The sequence below is a fragment of the Curtobacterium sp. VKM Ac-1376 genome (assembly GCF_015351025.1).
Lineage (GTDB): Bacteria > Actinomycetota > Actinomycetes > Actinomycetales > Microbacteriaceae > Curtobacterium.
On record NZ_JADKRV010000018.1, the window covers coordinates 17,250 to 34,176 of the forward strand.

General features: G+C 71.2%; 17 protein-coding genes and 2 tRNA genes. 4 read left to right on the top strand and 15 right to left on the bottom strand.

Translation table 11 applies throughout. From position 1 onward, the window contains the following. Positions 1–19 precede the first annotated feature (19 nt). Genes murA through leuC form a run of 3 tightly spaced genes read right to left on the bottom strand, consistent with a single transcriptional unit; the run spans position 20 to position 3,422 of the window. Positions 20–1,387, bottom strand: coding sequence for a UDP-N-acetylglucosamine 1-carboxyvinyltransferase (murA, locus tag ITJ56_RS15555; RefSeq protein ID WP_194631536.1), 1,368 nt, complete (start codon positions 1,385–1,387; stop codon positions 20–22). Then, positions 1,387–1,983, bottom strand: coding sequence for a 3-isopropylmalate dehydratase small subunit (leuD, locus tag ITJ56_RS15560; RefSeq protein ID WP_194631537.1), 597 nt, complete (start codon positions 1,981–1,983; stop codon positions 1,387–1,389). The genes murA and leuD overlap by 1 nt, the downstream gene beginning before the upstream one ends. Then, positions 1,983–3,422: a 3-isopropylmalate dehydratase large subunit gene (gene leuC, locus ITJ56_RS15565; protein ID WP_194631538.1), complete on the bottom strand. Its 1,440-nt coding sequence runs from the start codon at positions 3,420–3,422 to the stop codon at positions 1,983–1,985. The genes leuD and leuC overlap by 1 nt, the downstream gene beginning before the upstream one ends. Before the next feature lie 168 nt (positions 3,423–3,590). Between leuC and ITJ56_RS15570 the strand changes: the two genes are divergently transcribed. After that, positions 3,591–4,658: an FUSC family protein gene (locus ITJ56_RS15570; RefSeq protein WP_194631539.1), complete on the top strand. Its 1,068-nt coding sequence runs from the start codon at positions 3,591–3,593 to the stop codon at positions 4,656–4,658. 352 nt (positions 4,659–5,010) lie between these two features. On the opposite strand, the gene ITJ56_RS15575 is transcribed toward ITJ56_RS15570, so the two are convergent. The 5 genes from ITJ56_RS15575 to ITJ56_RS15595 all read right to left on the bottom strand — a co-directional run bounded on the left by ITJ56_RS15575 (position 5,011) and on the right by ITJ56_RS15595 (position 6,718). Further along, on the bottom strand, positions 5,011–5,616 hold the full coding sequence (locus ITJ56_RS15575) for a histidine phosphatase family protein (protein ID WP_194631540.1): 606 nt from the start codon (positions 5,614–5,616) through the stop codon (positions 5,011–5,013). Next, positions 5,613–6,002 (bottom strand): fluoride efflux transporter CrcB, encoded by a 390-nt coding sequence (crcB, locus tag ITJ56_RS15580; protein WP_194631541.1) that lies wholly within the window; start codon positions 6,000–6,002, stop codon positions 5,613–5,615. The genes ITJ56_RS15575 and crcB overlap by 4 nt, the downstream gene beginning before the upstream one ends. Then, the gene (locus ITJ56_RS15585; RefSeq protein WP_194631542.1) at positions 5,999–6,427 is read right to left on the bottom strand and encodes a fluoride efflux transporter FluC; all 429 of its coding nucleotides are present in this window, start codon (positions 6,425–6,427) and stop codon (positions 5,999–6,001) included. Before ITJ56_RS15585 ends, crcB begins: the two co-directional genes overlap by 4 nt. Before the next feature lie 106 nt (positions 6,428–6,533). Next, positions 6,534–6,609, bottom strand: a tRNA-Glu gene (locus ITJ56_RS15590). Positions 6,610–6,642: 33 nt separating this feature from the next. Next, positions 6,643–6,718: transfer RNA gene (locus tag ITJ56_RS15595), tRNA-Glu, on the bottom strand. Positions 6,719–6,821: 103 nt separating this feature from the next. Here ITJ56_RS15595 and ITJ56_RS15600 point away from each other — a divergent pair. Continuing rightward, complete coding sequence (locus ITJ56_RS15600; protein ID WP_194631543.1) at positions 6,822–7,727, top strand: DUF72 domain-containing protein; 906 nt, start codon at positions 6,822–6,824, stop codon at positions 7,725–7,727. 130 nt (positions 7,728–7,857) lie between these two features. Here ITJ56_RS15600 and ITJ56_RS15605 read toward each other — a convergent pair whose 3' ends face one another. From ITJ56_RS15605 to ITJ56_RS15630, 6 genes are all read right to left on the bottom strand, one after another. Then, entirely contained in the window at positions 7,858–8,493 is a 636-nt protein-coding gene (locus ITJ56_RS15605) for an MBL fold metallo-hydrolase (protein ID WP_194631544.1), read from the bottom strand. 10 nt (positions 8,494–8,503) lie between these two features. Further along, a complete protein-coding gene (locus ITJ56_RS15610; RefSeq protein WP_416354797.1) occupies positions 8,504–9,514 on the bottom strand; it encodes a LacI family DNA-binding transcriptional regulator in 1,011 nt (336 codons plus the stop codon). Between the two features lie 21 nt (positions 9,515–9,535). Further along, positions 9,536–10,084, bottom strand: a complete 549-nt coding sequence (locus ITJ56_RS15615) for a hypothetical protein (RefSeq protein WP_194631545.1) — start codon at positions 10,082–10,084, stop codon at positions 9,536–9,538. A gap of 5 nt (positions 10,085–10,089) precedes the next feature. Then, positions 10,090–10,902, bottom strand: coding sequence for a carbohydrate ABC transporter permease (locus ITJ56_RS15620; protein WP_323749842.1), 813 nt, complete (start codon positions 10,900–10,902; stop codon positions 10,090–10,092). A 95-nt stretch (positions 10,903–10,997) separates the two neighbouring features. Continuing rightward, the gene (locus ITJ56_RS15625; RefSeq protein ID WP_194631567.1) at positions 10,998–11,975 is read right to left on the bottom strand and encodes a carbohydrate ABC transporter permease; all 978 of its coding nucleotides are present in this window, start codon (positions 11,973–11,975) and stop codon (positions 10,998–11,000) included. Positions 11,976–12,130: 155 nt separating this feature from the next. Then, on the bottom strand, positions 12,131–13,411 hold the full coding sequence (locus tag ITJ56_RS15630) for an ABC transporter substrate-binding protein (protein ID WP_323749839.1): 1,281 nt from the start codon (positions 13,409–13,411) through the stop codon (positions 12,131–12,133). Between the two features lie 309 nt (positions 13,412–13,720). On the opposite strand from ITJ56_RS15630, the gene ITJ56_RS15635 reads away from it, so the two are divergent. Further along, positions 13,721–15,049, top strand: a complete 1,329-nt coding sequence (locus ITJ56_RS15635; RefSeq protein WP_194631548.1) for a glycosyltransferase — start codon at positions 13,721–13,723, stop codon at positions 15,047–15,049. Positions 15,050–15,214: 165 nt separating this feature from the next. On the opposite strand, the gene ITJ56_RS15640 is transcribed toward ITJ56_RS15635, so the two are convergent. Beyond that, positions 15,215–16,528 (bottom strand): glycosyltransferase family 2 protein, encoded by a 1,314-nt coding sequence (locus ITJ56_RS15640; RefSeq protein ID WP_194631549.1) that lies wholly within the window; start codon positions 16,526–16,528, stop codon positions 15,215–15,217. Between the two features lie 157 nt (positions 16,529–16,685). Between ITJ56_RS15640 and ITJ56_RS15645 the strand changes: the two genes are divergently transcribed. Then, positions 16,686–16,859 (top strand): hypothetical protein, encoded by a 174-nt coding sequence (locus ITJ56_RS15645; protein ID WP_194631550.1) that lies wholly within the window; start codon positions 16,686–16,688, stop codon positions 16,857–16,859. The last annotated feature ends 68 nt before the right edge of the window (positions 16,860–16,927 follow it).

Sequence of the window (16,927 nt, forward strand, 5' to 3'; positions counted from 1 at the left end):
GACTGCGATGACGACACGGCTACCCCGCGAAGTCGAAGTCGGCGCCGAGCTTGCGCAGCTTCGGGATGAAGTGCTCGTAGCCGCGGCTGATGATGCCGACGTTGGTGATGTGCGACTCGCCGTCGGCGGTCAGCGCCGCGATGAGGTGGCTGAAGCCGCCGCGGAGGTCGGGGACGCGCACGTTCGCGGCGTGCAGCGTGGTCGGGCCGGTGATGACGGCGGCCTGCTCGAACGGACGGCGGGCGACGCGGCGGTCGTGCCCGGGCAGCCCCTCCTTGTGGACGACGATGTCGGCGCCCATCTCGTTGAGCGCGTCGGTGAAGCCGAAGCGGTTCTCGTAGACGGTCTCGTGCACGACGCTCTGGCCGTCGGCCTGCGTGAGCGCGACGATGAGCGGCTGCTGCCAGTCCGTCATGAAGCCGGGGTGCACGTCCGTCTCGATGACGACGGGCTTCAGGGTGTCGAGCTCACGGTAGAACCGGATGCCGTCCTCCTGGATGTCGAAGCCGCCGCCGACCTTGCGGAAGACGTTGAGGAACGTCATGAGCTCCTGCTGCTTCGCGCCCTCGACGAAGATGTCGCCGTTGGTGGCGAGCGCGGCCGAGGCCCAGCTGGCGGCCTCGTTGCGGTCGTTGATCGCCCGGTGGGTGTAGCCACGCAGCGACTCGACACCCTCGATGAAGATGACGCGGTTGGGCTCGACCGAGACGATGGCGCCCATCTTCTGCAGGATCGCGATGAGGTCCATGATCTCGGGCTCGATCGCGGCGTTCCGCAGTTCGGTGACGCCGGACGCCAGGGTCGCTGAGAGCAGGACCTGCTCGGTCGCGCCGACGCTCGGGTAGGGCAGCTCGATCGAGGCGCCCTGCAGCCCGTTCGGGGCCGTCAGGTGGATGCCGTTGACCTGCTTGTCGACGACCGCGCCCATGGCGCGGAGGGCGTCGAGGTGGAAGTCGATGGGACGGTCGCCGATGCGGCAGCCGCCCAGGTCCGGGATGAACGCCTCACCGAGCTTGTGCAGCAACGGGCCGCAGAACAGGATCGGGATGCGGCTCGAACCGGCGTGGGCGTCGATCTCGGCGAAGTGTGCCGACTCGACGCGCGACGGGTCGAGGATGAGTTCGCCTCGTGCAGGATCGGTGACGCGCACGCCGTGCACCTCGAGCAGCCCGCGGACCACCTTGACGTCGGAGATGTCCGGGACGTCCTTGAGGATCGACGGCGTGTCACCCAGCAGCGCGGCCACCATCGCCTTGGTCGCGAGGTTCTTCGCCCCACGGACCTCGATGCGCCCCACGAGGGGCTTGCCCCCGCGGATGACGATCTCGTCCGACTTGAGGCCCACGCGCGCCCCTGCGGCCGCTGCGTCCTGTACGAGAGAGTTCACTACTTCACCGGCAATGTCTTCGGCCGCCAACTGGAGCGGCGGGATTCGAACTCCGTGATCGAGGTCTCGTCACGGAGGGTGAGCCCGATGTCGTCGAGCCCTTCCATCAACCGCCAACGAGTGTAAGCGTCGATCTCGAAGGGGACGTCCACATCCCCGAGTGACACGCGCTGCGTCACGAGGTCGACCGTCGCCTCGATGCCCGGGGTCGCCTCGATGGCGGCCCACAGGCGCTCGACCTCCGCTTCGGTGACGATCGCGGTGACCAGGCCCTGCTTGCCCGCGTTGCCCTTGAAGATGTCCGCGAACCGGGGCGAGATCACGACCGCGAAGCCGAAGTCGCGGAGCGCCCAGACGGCGTGCTCGCGGGACGACCCGGTGCCGAAGTCGGGGCCGGCGACGAGCACCCGGGCGCCCTGGAACTCCGGCTGGTTCAGCACGAAGTCGGGGTCCTGGCGCCATCCGGAGAACAGGGCGTCCTCGAAGCCGGTCTTCGTGACACGCTTCAGGTAGACCGCCGGGATGATCTGGTCGGTGTCCACGTTGGACCGCTTGAGCGGGGCGGCGACCCCGGTGACGGTGCTGATCTTGTCCATCAGAGAGCCCCTTCCAGGACGGCGTTCGCGTCGGATGCTTCCAGGTCCCACGGGCCGGACAGCGTGCCGCGCACCGCGGTGGCGGCGGCGACGAGCGGCGACACCAGGTGGGTGCGCCCGCCCTTGCCCTGGCGACCCTCGAAGTTGCGGTTCGAGGTGCTCGCGCAGCGCTCCCCCGGTGCCAGCTGGTCCGGGTTCATGCCGAGGCACATCGAGCAGCCGGCGAAGCGCCACTCGGCACCGAAGTCGGTGAAGACCTTGTCGAGCCCCTCGGCTTCGGCCTCGAGCCGCACACGGGCGGACCCCGGGACGACCATCACGCGCACCCCCGGTGCCTTCTGGCGGCCCCCGATGATCGACGCGAAGGCCCGCAGGTCCTCGATGCGGGAGTTCGTGCAGGAGCCCATGAACACCGCGTCGACGGCGATGTCCTTCATGGGCGTGCCGGCTTCGATGTCCATGTACTCGAGAGCACGGCGGGCGGCAGCCTGGTCGTTCTGGTCGCTGTAGCTCGCAGGGTCCGGGACGCGCTCGGACAGCGAGACGCCCTGGCCCGGGTTCGTCCCCCAGGTGACGAAGGGCTCGAGCTCGTCGGCGTCGATGAACACCTCGGCGTCGAACACGGCGTCGTCGTCGGTGGACAGGGTCTCCCAGTACGCGACGGCGTCGTCCCAGTCCTGGCCCGTCGGAGCGTGGTCGCGGCCCTGGACGTAGTCGTAGGTGGTCTGGTCGGGGGCGACCATGCCGGCTCGGGCGCCGGCCTCGATCGACATGTTGCAGATCGTCATGCGCCCCTCCATCGACAGCGCTCGGATCGCCGAGCCGCGGTACTCGAGCACGTAGCCCTGCCCACCGCCGGTGCCGATCTTCGCGATGACGGCGAGGATGATGTCCTTCGCGGTGACGCCGGGACGCAGCGTGCCCTCGACCGTGATCGCCATCGTCTTGAACGGCTTGAGCGGCAGGGTCTGCGTCGCGAGGACGTGCTCGACCTCGGACGTGCCGATGCCGAACGCCATCGCGCCGAAGGCCCCGTGCGTGCTCGTGTGCGAGTCTCCGCAGACGACCGTGATGCCCGGCATGGTCAGGCCGAGCTGCGGGCCGACCACGTGCACGATGCCCTGCTCCTTGTCGCCGAGCGAGTGCAGCCGGACGCCGAACTCCTCGCAGTTGCGACGGAGCGTCTCGATCTGGATCCGGCTCGTCGGGTCCGCGATGGGGCGGTCGATGGCGAGCGTCGGGGTGTTGTGGTCCTCGGTCGCGATCGTCAGGTCGAGGCGACGGACCGGGCGACCGGCCTGCCGCAGGCCGTCGAACGCCTGCGGGCTCGTCACCTCGTGCACGAGGTGGAGGTCGATGTAGAGGAGGTCGGGGTTGCCGTCCTCCCCCTTGACCACGACGTGGTCGTCCCACACCTTCTCGGCGAGCGTCTTTCCCATGAGCCCAGCCCTCCTCGTCCTCGTCAGTGCGCCGCGACCGCGGCACGATCAGGCGACTCTACCATTGGTATACCAACGCGTGGTCACCGCCGTCGGTCGGGGCGCGGGCCTGCCGGGAGGCCCGTGGCGACTCCGCTGCACCCGCCGCGGTGGGAGGATGGTCGGGACATGACGACACCTGCGCACTCGACCCGGACGATCAACTTCGAGGGCGCGGCACGCGCCGCGATCGCGGGCGGAGCGCCCCTCGCGCTGCTCATCGCCCTCGACATGCCGGGGTACGCCGCGTTCGCCATGTTCGCCGGGTTCACCGCGATCTTCGGCGCCACGGAGCCGTACCGCCAGCGCGCCGTCACCACCGGGGTCGCCGGTGGGATGCAGGCACTCTGCATGGCCGCGGGCATCGGAGTGGGGCTCGTCGGGGCGTCGCTCTGGCTGCAGGCGGTGGGACTCGTCGCGGTCCTGGTGTTCGCGGTGTGCACGCTGTCGGTGCTCCGGGCCATCCCCGCGCAGCCGATCTTCCCGGTGTTCGCGTTCGTCGTCTCCGCCCTGGTGCCGATCACGCCCCGCGACGTGCCGCTCGTCGCGACGATCATCGTGTGCTCGATCGTGTGGGCGTGGCTCGTCGCGATGTCCGGCGTGGTCCTGCGCCGCGTGTTCCACCCGCACGCGCCGCACCGTTTCCGGCCCCTCGCCGACCGCAAGCACCGCTCGTTCGCGGTCCTCCGCACCCTGGCACTGTGGGAGACCGTCGCGCTCAACGTCGTCGGGTCGCTCGTCGCCGGCGCCGTCGCCGAGGCGATCCCCGGCCTCGGGCACCCGTACTGGGCGGTCATCGCGGTGGTGTCGACGCTGCCGGCACTCCGCCAGCGGCACACCGTCGCCCGCGCCGTCCAGCGCGTCATCGGCACGATCGGCGGCACCGTCATCGCCGTCGGGATCCTGCTGCTCGAGCCGTCGGCGTGGTGGATCGTCGTGCTCGCCGTCGTCGGGCAGTTCTTCGCCGAGATCTTCGTGGCACGCAACTACGCGGTCTGCCTGCTGTTCCTGACGCCGCTCGCCCTGGCCGTGTCGTGGCTGAGCCTGCCCGAGGCGCCGGAACTGCTGGCGCTGGACCGCATCGCCCAGACCGCGCTCGGTGCCGTGGTCAGCGTTGGCCTACTGCTCGTCGGGCGCGCGATCGAGCGCCGGCGTGGCCGTGCCCTGGGTGCGACGAGCGCGATCCGGACCGTCTGACGCGCCTGGTCGTTCCGAGCGTGCCGGGTCGGATCGGGCGTACCTGGTCGTTCCGGGTGTGCCGGGTCGAATCGGGCGTACCTGGTCGTTCCTTTCGGCCAGGAACGCCCGATTCCGCCTGCTATCGCACGCGACAGGGGAAGGAACGGGCGCAGACGGCGGACGGGAGGCCCGTGGCGGCGCCGCCACGGGCCTCCCGTCCGTCAGTGGTCGCGACCACCGCGTCCCGCGAAAGCGACAGATCGCTGCGGAACATCCGCGGGAACCTGTCGCTTTCGCGGATCGGACGCGCCCGCGTGCCGCGGGACTGTCGCTTTCGCGAGTTCAGCCGCCGAGCGAGACGGCCGCCCCGTCAGTCGCGGGGCTGGACGTTCCATGTGTCGATGACGGGCCGGCCGTGCTCGTAGCCGAGAACACTGACCGAGGCGGTGCCGAGCTTCAGCACGGCGCCGTCCTGCGGCGCCAGCCGGATCCACGCGGCGCCGAGGGCACGCAGCACGTGACCGTGGGCGATGAACACGGCGTCGTGGCCCTCGGCGAGCACCGGACGGGCCCGGTTCAGGATGCGTTCGACGCGGACGCGGACCTCGGCGGCGTTCTCACCGGGGGTGTCCCCCGCCGGAACGCCGTCGGTCCAGAGGTCCCACGGCCCGTGTCGCAGCACCTTGATCTGCGGGGTGGTCAGGCCCTCGTACGCGCCGTAGTCCCACTCGTAGAGGTCCTCGTCGAGCTCCGGTTCGACGCCGATCAGGTGCGCGGTCTCGCGAGCGCGCTGCAGCGGACTCGACAGTGCGAGCGCGAACGCGCGGTCACCGAGGTACCGGCCGGCGCGCTTCGCCTGCTCGACACCGTGCTCGGTGAGCGGGATGTCGGTGCGGCCGGTGTGCTGCCCGCTCTTCGACCACTCCGTCTCTCCGTGACGGACGAGGACGAGTTCGCCGGGGCGTTCCGAGGTCATGAGTTCCTTCCGATCCAGAGGCCGAGCGCAGCTGCGCCGACCGAGACGACGAGCATCCCGAGGCCGTTCAGGACGGCGAGCCGGGGCTTGCCGGATCGGAGGAGCTGTACGGTCTCGACGCTCGCCGTCGAGAACGTCGTGTACCCACCCATCATGCCCGTCCCGAGCACAGCGACCGTCGAGGCGGGGAGGGTGCCGGCCTGGCCGAGCCCCGTCAGCACGCCGAGGACGAGCGATCCGGTCACGTTGATGAGCAGGGTGCCGACCGGGAACACGGCGATCCGGCTGCTCGCGACGCGCCCCTTGACCAGGCCGTCGAGCAGGAAGCGCAAGGCGGCACCGGCTCCCCCGCCGACCGCGACGAGGAGCAGTTCGACCGGGCTCACCGGGAGTCCGTCCGGGGTCGGGTGGCCGAGGCGACCCACAGGCCGAGGACGACGGCGACGAGTCCGAGCACCACCGAGAGCAGCGCGTACCCGCTACCGGCGGTCCACCGACCGAGCTCGAGCAGCTGCGCGGTGTCGTCGGCGAGCGTGCTGTAGGTCGTGAAGCCACCGAGGATGCCGGTGCCGACGAACAGCCGTACGGAGCGGCGCCGACCCACGTCGGGACCGCGGCGGGCGAGGGCGTCGAGCAGGAACCCGAGGCAGAACGCGCCGACGACGTTGATGGTGAGGACCGCCCAGCTGACGCCGTCATGCGCGGGGAACGCGGCAGCGAGCAGTGCGCGGACCGCCGTGCCGATCGCACCCCCGAGGGCGACCAGCGCGACCAGCTTCCAGCGCAGGTGCGGTGGGCGTTCGTCGTGCATGGCGCTCCCGTCGCGAGTCGATCTGTCCCCGGACGACGGGGGCGTGCCAGGCTACCGGAAACGACGAAACCCCCGGCGAGCCGGAGCTCGTCAGGGGTTTCGGTGCTGGTGACCCCAGCGGGATTCGAACCCGCGTTACCGCCGTGAGAGGGCAGCGTACTAGGCCGCTATACGATGGGGCCGCGGCTGTTGTCGGACTCGGAGCATGTCACCTGTGGTGACCCCAGCGGGATTCGAACCCGCGTTACCGCCGTGAGAGGGCAGCGTACTAGGCCGCTATACGATGGGGCCGTTCCGACAACTCGACAAGTATTGCACAAGCCTCGCATCCGCACCAAAACGGGGCGTGTCGCCCGGGTGTGCCGCCATGCCCCAGCAGGCATACGGTGGACCGATGACGGCCGACCACGACGCGAGCGCCGCTGCTCGTCGTGTAGACGGCAGCCCCTCGGCCACGGTGCGGATCGGCCTGTCGGGGTGGCAGTACGACGCGTGGCGCGGGGACTTCTACCCCGAACGGCTGGCGAAGCGGCGGTGGCTCGAGCACGTCGCGGCGAGGTTCCCGACGGTCGAGCTGAACGGCTCCTTCTACTCGCTGCAGCGCCCCTCGCGCTACCGGGTCTGGCGTACGGCCTCGGGCGGACAGCCGTTCCGGTTCGCTGTGAAGGGCGGCCGCTACGTCACGCACATGCTGCGCCTGCGGAACACCGAGACCGCACTCGCGAACTTCTTCGCCTCGGGACCGCTCGAACTCGGGGACACCCTCGGTCCGGTGCTCTGGCAGCTGCCCGAACGCCTGCTGCCGACGCCCGAGGTGCTCGACGCGTTCCTGGGGCTGCTCCCCCGGACGCACGGCGCCGCCGCTGAGCTCGCGCAGCAGCACGACGACAAGGTCCCCGACGACCCCACGGCTCCGCTGCGAGCAGAGGACCCGGCGTGGAAGATCCACCACGCCCTCGAGGCCCGGGCGGCAGGCTTCGCCGAGGAGCACCTCGACGTCCTGCGCCGGCACCGCGTCGCCCTGGTCGACTCACACGCGGGTGACTTCCCGCGCTTCCGTGCGGACACCGGGGCGCCGTTCGCCTACCTGCGGTTGCACGGTGCGCCGCGGACCTACCACGACGGGTACTCGCCGCAGGCGCTCGGAAGCTGGGCGACGACGGTCCTCGAGCACGCCGATGCCGGCCGGGACGTCTTCGTCTACTTCGACAACGACGCCGAGCGGCACGCGCCGTGGGACGCCCTGGCGCTCGACCGCCTGGTCGCGGAGCGACTGCGCCGGCGGGCGCCCGACCAGTGAGCAGAAGACGCCGGGTGCGCGGACGCGACCCGTCGCGTCCTGCTCACTCGGTGACGGCCGGGAGGCCCGTGGCGGCCCCGCGACGGGCCTCCCGGCCGCCCCGGCACACGTGGCCGCCCCGCCACGCGCTTCAGAGCGTGAGCGACTCCCCCGGGCGCAGCACGACGAGTGAGCCGGACGGCTCGACGGCCTCGCGGAGTCGCCCCGTGTGCATGCCGTAGCCGATCTCGGACAGTGTGGCCTCGTGGATGGGGTAGGCGCGGGACGGGGCGATCGTGGCGACGTAGTCCATCATCTCGGCGACCTTGAGCCACGGCGCACCGACCGGAGCGGCGAGGACCTCGACGGGGACACCGGGGTCGGTGTACGAGTCGCCCGGGTGGAACAGCCGGCCGTTCACGAGTACGCCGGTGTTGTCGACGATCGGCACCGACGAATGGATGAGCTGGTGGCGGGTGCCGTGGAAGTCGAGCGCGAAGGGCCCGACCGTGCGGTGGTCCCCGTCGGTGACGACGTCGACCGTGATGTCCGCCTCGGCGAGCGCCGCGCGGACCCCCTCCGGCCCGATGACGACCGCGCCGGGGTTCGCGTCGAGGATGCGTCGGATCTGCTCCGGGGTGACGTGGTCCGGGTGTTCGTGCGTGATGACGACGGCGACGACCCCGGTCGCGTCGACCGGTCGGGTGAAGTTCCCCGGGTCGAGGACCAGACGGGCGTCCCCCTCGGCGATGACCTGGCAGGCGTGTTCGAGTTTGGTGACCTCCATGCGGGCGACCCTACGCGGCTCCGTGCGGGCAGGGGCCCGTGGTGCCGCGGACGACCAGGTGCGCGGGTGCCGCCGCGATCGGGCCGGGCACGCCGCCGTCGACCTCGGCGAGTACTGCCCTTGCAGCGGTCCGCCCCTGCGCCACCGGGTCCTGCGCGACGGTGGTGAGTCCGACGGTGGCGCCGTACTCGTGGCCGTCGATCCCCATCACGGACACGTCCGCCGGCACCACGAGACCGGCTCGCCGTGCTGCCAGCAGGACGCCGAGCGCCATCTCGTCCGAGGCGCAGAGCACCGCCGTCGGTCGTCCGGGTGCGCCGAACAGCACACTCCCGGCAGCCGCCCCGCCCGCGAACGAGAACCGGCCGTCGAGCGACCACCCTTCGGGCACGGCGTGCCCGGCGGACCGCATGGCATCGAGGAACCCGTCGCGTCGCAGGTGGGGCACCGCGACGTTCATGCCGGCCTCGTCCTGCCCGCCGACGTAGGCGATGCGCCGGTGTCCGAGTCCGTGCAGGTGCTCGACCGCGATCCGGGTGACCGCACGGTCGTCGACGCCCACGTTCCGCAGACCCGGTGCCGGGCCGCCGATGACGACCATGGGGTGCCGGCTGAGTTCGAGTTCGGCCCGTTCGGTGGCGTCGAGCACCAGGGAGAGCAGCACGAGGCCGTCGACCCGGTGCCGCAGCATCGAGCGTCGGAACGCCCGGTCACGGTCGCCGCCCGGGCCGCCGAGGTTGTAGAGGACCAGGTCGTACCCGGCCTGGCGGAGCTCCGCGTCGACGCCGCCGAGCGCCTTGACGGAGAACCAGCGGTCGATGACGGGCACGACCACCCCGACGGCACGTTGCCGCCCGGTGGCGAGGCCGGCCGCCGCGGAGCTCGGGACGTACCCGAGTTCGTCGGCGACCCGCCGCACCTGCTCGATCGTGGTGTCAGCAACGTTCGACATGCCGCGGAGCGCCCGCGACACCGTGGACTTCGACAGCCCCGTGACCGTCGCGATCTCCTGGATGCCCACCGCAGCGGCCCGGGAGGCCCGTCAGCCGTCCGCCCCGCGGGCTTGGCCGGTCGGTCCGTCCGGACCAGGGCCGTGGTCGGTGACCGGCGCGCTCGTGGGCACGACGACGGCCGCTGCTGCGGCTGCTGCTGCTGCTGCTGCTGCTGCTGCTGGCGATGGCGATGGCACCACTGACACGGTGCGGCGAGCGCCCCGCGTCGCGCGACGTCCGGCCGGCGCGAGTTCGTCCCAGCCGGCGTGCTGGTGGACGCGGCCGTCCGGGCCGGGCCGCGGTCGACGTCCGCCCGCTTCGGTGCCGGACGTCCGGACGGGGACACCGACGGGTTCGCCGCCGATGCCGTCGGCGTGGGCCCCGGTGCCGGCGTGCCGTCGGACGACCGCGACCCGCCACCGATCGAGCGCGACGACGCCGAGGACGCACACGAGCAGGGTGAGTGCCCAGCCGAGCGCCGGGCGCCCGGTGAGCTCGGAGAACACGGTGACGCCGAGGAACAGCACGCCGAACATCCCGACGAACCCGATCGCCTCCTCGATGTGGGCGGTGGGCCGGGTGGGTCCGCGCTGGGCCATGGTCGTCAGCCCTTCACGCCGCCGGCGGTGAGGCCGGCCACGATGCGCCGCTGGAAGATCAGCACGAGGACCACGAGCGGGATCGTGACGATCGTGCCCGCGGCCATGACCGCGGTGTACGGCTCCTGGTGCGGCTGCGAGCCCGCGAACGAGGCGATCGCCACCGTCACCGGCTGGGTCGCATCACTCGAGAGCTGCGACGAGATGAGGTACTCGTTCCAGCTGGAGATGAACGCCAGGATCGCCGTGGTGAACACGGCGGGGGCGGCGAGCGGCAGGATGATCCGCCGGAACGCCTGCACGCGGGTGCACCCGTCGATGCGGGCCGCCTCTTCCAGGTCCCACGGCATCTCGCGGAAGAACGACGCGAGCGTGTAGACGGTCAGCGGCAGCACGAACGAGATGCTCGGCAGGATGAGCGCCTGGTACGACCCCATCCAGCCGATGTCGGTGAACAGCTGGAACAGCGGGGAGATGAGCGCGACGCCGGGGAACATCGACGCCGCCAGGATCGCGCCGGCGATGAGGGACTTGCCCCGGAACTCGAGCCGGGCCAGCGCGTACGCGGCCGTGGTGCCGACGAGCAGCGCGATGATCGTCACGACGCCGCCGATGAGCAGGCTGTTCGCGAGCGCCCGCCCGAGGTGGTTGCCGAGCGCGGTCGAGAACGCGGTGGTGTAGTTGTCGAGCGTGACGTGCGTCGGCCAGGGGGTGGCGTCGAACGTGAACCCGACATCGCGGAAGCTCGTGACCACCATCCAGTAGAACGGGATGAGGCACCAGACGGCGATGACGATGGCTTGCAGGGCTGTGCGGATCCGCGGCCCGGTGTCCCGACGGACGCGGACGTCGGCCCGTGCTCCAGCGCGGTCGCCGGGGACCGGTACGGAACGCGGACGGTCTGCTGCGAGGGTCACTTGAGTTCACCCTTCTGCTGGGCGGCCTGGGTCTGCACGACGTTGGCGCCGAGGAACCGCACGAACACGAACGCGACGACGAAGATCACCAGGAAGGTGATGGTCGACAGGGCCGACGCGGAGTTGAATCCCTGCCGGATCTGTTCGACGACCAGGATCGACAGGGTCGTGGTGGCGTTGCCGGAACCACCGCCGCCGCCGGTCAGGATCGCGGGCAGGTCGTACATGCGGAGCGCGTCGAGCACACGGAACAGGATCGCGACCATCAGCGCGGGCTTGATGAGCGGCAGGGTGATGAGCACGAAGCGCTGGAAGGTCGAGGCGCCGTCCATCTTGCCCGCCTCGTACACCTCTTCAGGGATCAGCTGCAGGCCGGCCAGGATGAGCAGCGCCATGAACGGCGTGGTCTTCCAGGTGTCGGCGATGATGACCGCCCACCGTGAGGCCCACTCGCCGCTCGTCCACAGGATCTGCTGCCCGAGGACGTGGTTGAGCACGCCGTTCGCGTCGAAGATGAAGTACCAGAGCTTGGCGGTGACGGCGGTCGGGATCGCCCACGGCACCAGGATCGCGGCCCGGACGAGCGCGCGGCCCCTGAAGTTGCGGTTCATGATGATCGCCATCCACACGCCGATGGCCGTCTCGAGCGCCACGGTCACGACCGTGAAGAAGAACGTGTTGCCCATCGACACCCAGAACTGGGAGCCGAGGCTGCCGGGCGGACAGGTGACGTTGCCGCACTGCTGGCCGAGCCAGTGCACGTAGTTCGTGACGCCGGCGAAGCCACCCTGCACGAACAGGCCGGTCGCCTTGTCGAGTCCCTGGTCGAGCTGGAACGACTGGATGATCGCGCTGACCACCGGGTAGCCGATGACGACCGCCAGGAGCGCGATCGTCGGGCCGATGAGGTACACGGCCCACCGGCCGTGCTCGGCGTTGTGCCCGCCCTTGCGCCGCTGGCGCTTCGGTTCCATCCCCGCGGGGTTCGGGACGGCTGCGGGGATCTCGGTTGCTGCTGACACGTGTCGGCCTCCTTGCCGGGGTGTCGGAACGCAAGTGGCGTCCGACGGGAGGCCCGTGGCGGACCCGCCACGGGCCTCCCGTCGGACGCGGCGTGAGCCGCGGGATGCTACCCGCTGGTCGCCGACTTCAGGGCGTCCTGCATGTCCTTCAGGGCTTCGTCCACCGACTTCGACCCCTTGAGAGCGGCGTACGTGTTGTCCTGGATCGCCTTGGTCACCGCCGGGTAGAACGGCGTGACCGGGCGGGGCTCAGCCGACTCGATCGACTTCAGCAGGGTCGGCAGGTACGGCAGCTCCTTCGTCAGCTCGGGGTCGGTGTACAGGTCACCGACGACCGGGGCGAGTGACCCCTGCGTCGCGAAGAACTTCTGCGTCTCGTCCGAGGTCAGGAACTCGAGGAAGTCGTGCGCCGTCGCCTTGTGCTTCGAGTAGACGCTGATCGCCGCGTTGTGCCCTCCGAGGGTCGAGGCGCCGACGCCGTCCGCACCGGGGATCGGCGCGATGCCGAAGGTGTCCTTGACCTTCGACGAGCCGTCGGTCTTCGCCAGGCTGTAGACGTACGGCCAGTTGCGCAGGAACAGCAGCTTGCCAGCCTCGAACGCGGTGCGGCCCTGCTCCTCCTGGTACGTGATCGCCTCGGCGGGGATGTTGCCGTCCTCGAACGCGTCGACCAGGTTCTGCAGGCCCGCCTTGGCCTTGTCGGTGTCGACGTCCGGGGCGCCGTCGCTCCCGAGCACGGACCCGCCGGAACCGTTGATCGCCTCGGAGGCGTTCACCGTCAGGCCCTCGTACTTCGCGAACTGCCCGGCGTAGCAGCCGATGCCCTCGGCCTCGGCGATCTTGCAGTCGTCCATCATCTCGTCCCACGTCGTGGGGGGCGTCTTGACGAGGTCCTTGCGGTAGTACAGCAGCGCGCCGTCCGAGGTCTGCGGTGCGGCGTAGAGGGTGTCGTTGTAGGTGGCGGTCTTGACGGTCGACGGCAGCAGCTTCGAGGTGTCGAGCTCCATGTCGCCCGTGAGCGGGGTGAGCCAGCCCTTCGCGGCGAACTCGGCGGTCCAGACGACGTCCACGTCGACGACGTCGTAGTTCTCGTCCTTCGCCTGGAAGTGCTGCACGAGGTCGTCGTGCTGCTGGTCGGCCTGGTCGGACTGCTCCTTGAACGTGACCTTCTCGTCCGGGTGGGCCTTGTTCCACTTCGCGATCAGCGGGCGCACGACGTTCGAGTTGTCCTTGCCCTGCACGTAGGTGATGGGCCCGCGGCTGTCCTGGCCGCTCTTGGCGACGTCGTCGGACGCCGAGCTGCCGCTGGAGCAACCGGCGAGCACGAGGCCGATGACCGCGACCCCCGCAACGGATGCGACCCGCACTCTGGCGCGTGTCGTCTTCACAGTGTCGTCTCCACAGTGTCGTCTCCTCATCGAGATCACCAGGGCGGGTCGAGCGGGTGCCGACGACACTGCCCTGGAGCAGGCGGCGCTGCCTGCTGGTGGAGGAAGCTACGCCCGCCCCGGCCGTACCGCAACCGGTTGCACGACATCCGTGACCTGAGTGTGACCGATGAGGTTCCCGAGACACCCTGGGTGAGCGCTCACCCTCCTTCGGGGCACACGCGCCGCGCTGCGGAACCCCGCACGAACCCCGCCACTGCGGGGCCGGTCCGTTGTCCGGACACCGCGGCCGGCCGTAACGTCCCGCCCATGACCCTGCACTCCTCCGTCACCGTGCCCGGCCCCCGTCGGGTCGTCAGCGTCGACCTCGACGCGCCGCTGCCGCACCTGGTCGCCGACGAGTCGGGTTCCTCCGCACTCGTCGTCGGCTACCGCGACGGCTTCCCCGTCACGACCCTCGACGTGCTGCTCACCGCGGACCCGGCCGACGCCGCACGTGCGATCGCGCCCCTGGTGGACGGCCTCGCACGGACCTCCGGTGCGGCGGAGAACCCGATCCCCGACCTCGAGCTCCCGCTGATCTCGATCGTCGTGTCGACGATCGTCGCCCGGGTCGAGGACATCGGGAAGCTGCTCGACTTCCTCGCGCACCTCGACTACCCGCGGTACGAGGTCGTCCTCGTGGACAACCGCGTCAAGCTGCCCGAGGTCGACGCCCTGCCCGCGCTGCTCGAGGGTCGCGACGTCCGGCTGGTCACCGAACGCCGTCCCGGCTGCTCCGCCGGTCGCAACGCCGGCGTCGCCGCCGCGCACGGCGAGATCATCGCCTTCACCGACGACGACGTCCGGGTCGATGCGCAGTGGCTCCGATCCATCGGCACGCGATTCGTCCGCGAGCCCGAGATCGCCGCGGTCACCGGCATGATCCTGCCCGTCGAGCTCGAGACCCCCGCACAGATCTGGTACGAGGCGTACTACGGCGGGTTCAGCGGCGAGCGCACGTTCCAGCCGGTGACGATCGTGCCGGACGACGTCCCCGGGGTGATGCGCCACGCGCAGGCCAGGGCTGTCCGACCCGACGGCTCCGTGCAGAAGCACTTCGCCGTGTACGGCATCGGTGGCTACGGCGCCGGTGCGAACTGGGCCGTCCGGCGCTCGGCGTTCGACGCCGTCGGCGGGTTCGACCCCGTGCTCGGTGCGGGCGTGCCCGCCCGCGGCGGCGAGGACCTGGCGATCTTCATCGACATTCTGTGGAGCGGTGGCCGGATCGGCTTCGAACCCCGTGCGGTCGTGCACCACCGGCACCGCCAGGACCTCGCCGGGCTGCACGGGCAGCTGCACTCGAACGGCGTCGGGTTCACGGCCCTGATGTGCGAGCTCATCGCCAAGGACCGGCGGCACGCGCTCGTGCTCGCCCGGCTGATGCCCCGCGCCGGCAAGATCAAGCTGAAGCAGTTGGTCTCACGGCTGGCTGGCAGGCGTGACGCCGCGGCCGACACCATCACCGAGGCCTCGACGACCCGCATCCCTCGCTCGCTCGCCTACCACGAGTTCCGCGGCTTCCCGGCGGGCCCGGCGGCGTACTTCCGCAGCCGTCGGTTCTGGCGCGACGTCGAGGAGGGGCGCTTCCGCCCCTAGATGCAGGAGACGTCCGCACCGGACGGACGGGAGGCCCGTGGCAGCGTCGCCACGGGCCTCCCGTCCGTCCGGTGCGTGCGTTCCGGGCGCACGGAGCGACATCGTCGTCGTCGTACGACGACGACATGGTCGTTCCCGACCGCGACGACCGTTCGGCACGCGAGCTCAACCGTGCCGCGACCGCCCGACGACGTACCGCCACGGTCCGCCCAGCGCCGCCACGAGCTCGACGCGCTTCAGGCCCGCCGTCGCCTCGAGGAAGGCATCGTCGACGGGCCACCCGCCCACGGCGTCCACCGCGGCGGACACCTGGTCCGCCCCCGCTCCCGTGCCCTGGCCGAGCGCTCCCAGTTGCCGCAGCGCCCCGACCGCCCGACGGAGCACGGCCAGCGCGGTCCGGGGTCGCAACATGAGCTTCGCGACCCACGCACCGAGGCCCGTGCCGTAGCCGAGCGCCTGCGAGCGCAGCGCCGCGCGGTCCGGCCGGTGCTTGTGCCAGACGACGGCCGAGGGCTCCACGGCGAGCGCCCCGCCGGAGAACAGCACCCGGGTGAACAGGTCAGGGTCCTCGCCGGCGCGGGCGAGGGTGCCGGGCCCGAGTGCGACGTCGAAGCCCCCGAGGGCGAGCGCGGCCGAGCGGCGCAGCGACATGTTGGCTCCGGTGCCGAAGGCGCCGACGGAGAACGGGAAGAGTGGCAGGTCGGCGGGCGGCGCCGAGGTGCGGAACACCCGGCGGTCGGTGTTGCGCGCCCAGGTCACCCGCTCGTCGAAGTACCGCTGCGTGGGCGTCCGGAGTTCCCCGCTCGGCACGAGACCGGTCACGCAGACGACGTCCGCGTCGCGGGCGTAGGCGTCGGCGAGCGCCGCGAGCCAGTGTCGGTCGACGACCACGTCGTCGTCGACGAAGGCGACCACGGCACCGGACGCGAGGGCGAGTCCAGCGTTCCGTGCGCGCGAGACGCCGGGTCGGGCCTCCAGGACGTACTGCAGGCGCGGGTCCGCGATCGACGCGACCACGTCGCGGGTGGCCGCGGTGGTCGGCGCGTTGTCGACGACCAGGACCTCGAAGTCGTCGTGGTCCGACGCGAGCACCGAGCGCACGCAGCAGCGCAGGTCGTCCGGTCGGTCGCGCGTGCCGATGACGACGGAGATGCGTCCGACCGGCGTCCCCGCGGGGGCGGCCGGGAGGCCCGTGGCACGCAGGGCGCGCAGGGCCGGTCCCAGCTCGGCCGGGTCCACGTCGCCGTCAGCATCGACGCTGACGTCGACGAAACCGGCGATCTCGCGTCCGTCGCGGACGAGCAGGCGAGCGCGACGGAAGCCGGTGGCGCCGGCGAGTTCGACGGCGGACGCGGCGAGCGCCTCCTGTCGATCGACGGCGCCGACCCACGCGGCGCCGGCCCAGGCGGGCACGTCCGGGGACGGCATCGCGGGCGTGAGCGTGAGCACGCGGGTGGTGGTGGCCTGCTGGTCGGTCATGCTCCGATGCTCCGGTGGGGCTGCTGCGGGGTCAACGGCGGTCGCCCGCGGTTGCGGCGACGGTCGTCCGACTTGCGGTTTGCCGCCAGCGACCGCCCCCGGCCGGTAGGATCACGAGGACGACTCGGCGGCAGCACGCCGGGCACGAGGAGGACGCATGCCGATGGGCCCCACCGACGAGCTCGGCGCAGTGCTCCCCTCGGAACAGAGCGTCTTCGTGGTCGACACCGTCAGCTGCGTCTGCGGTCACGTTCAGGACGCCCACGAGCACTACCGCCCGGGCACGGACTGCGCCCTCTGCGACTGCCCGAAGTTCCGCAAGAAGCGCTGACCAGCCGCCGGAAGCGCTGATCAACGGGGGGGGTGCGGGAAACCGCCGCTTCCCCGCAGACGGGCGCG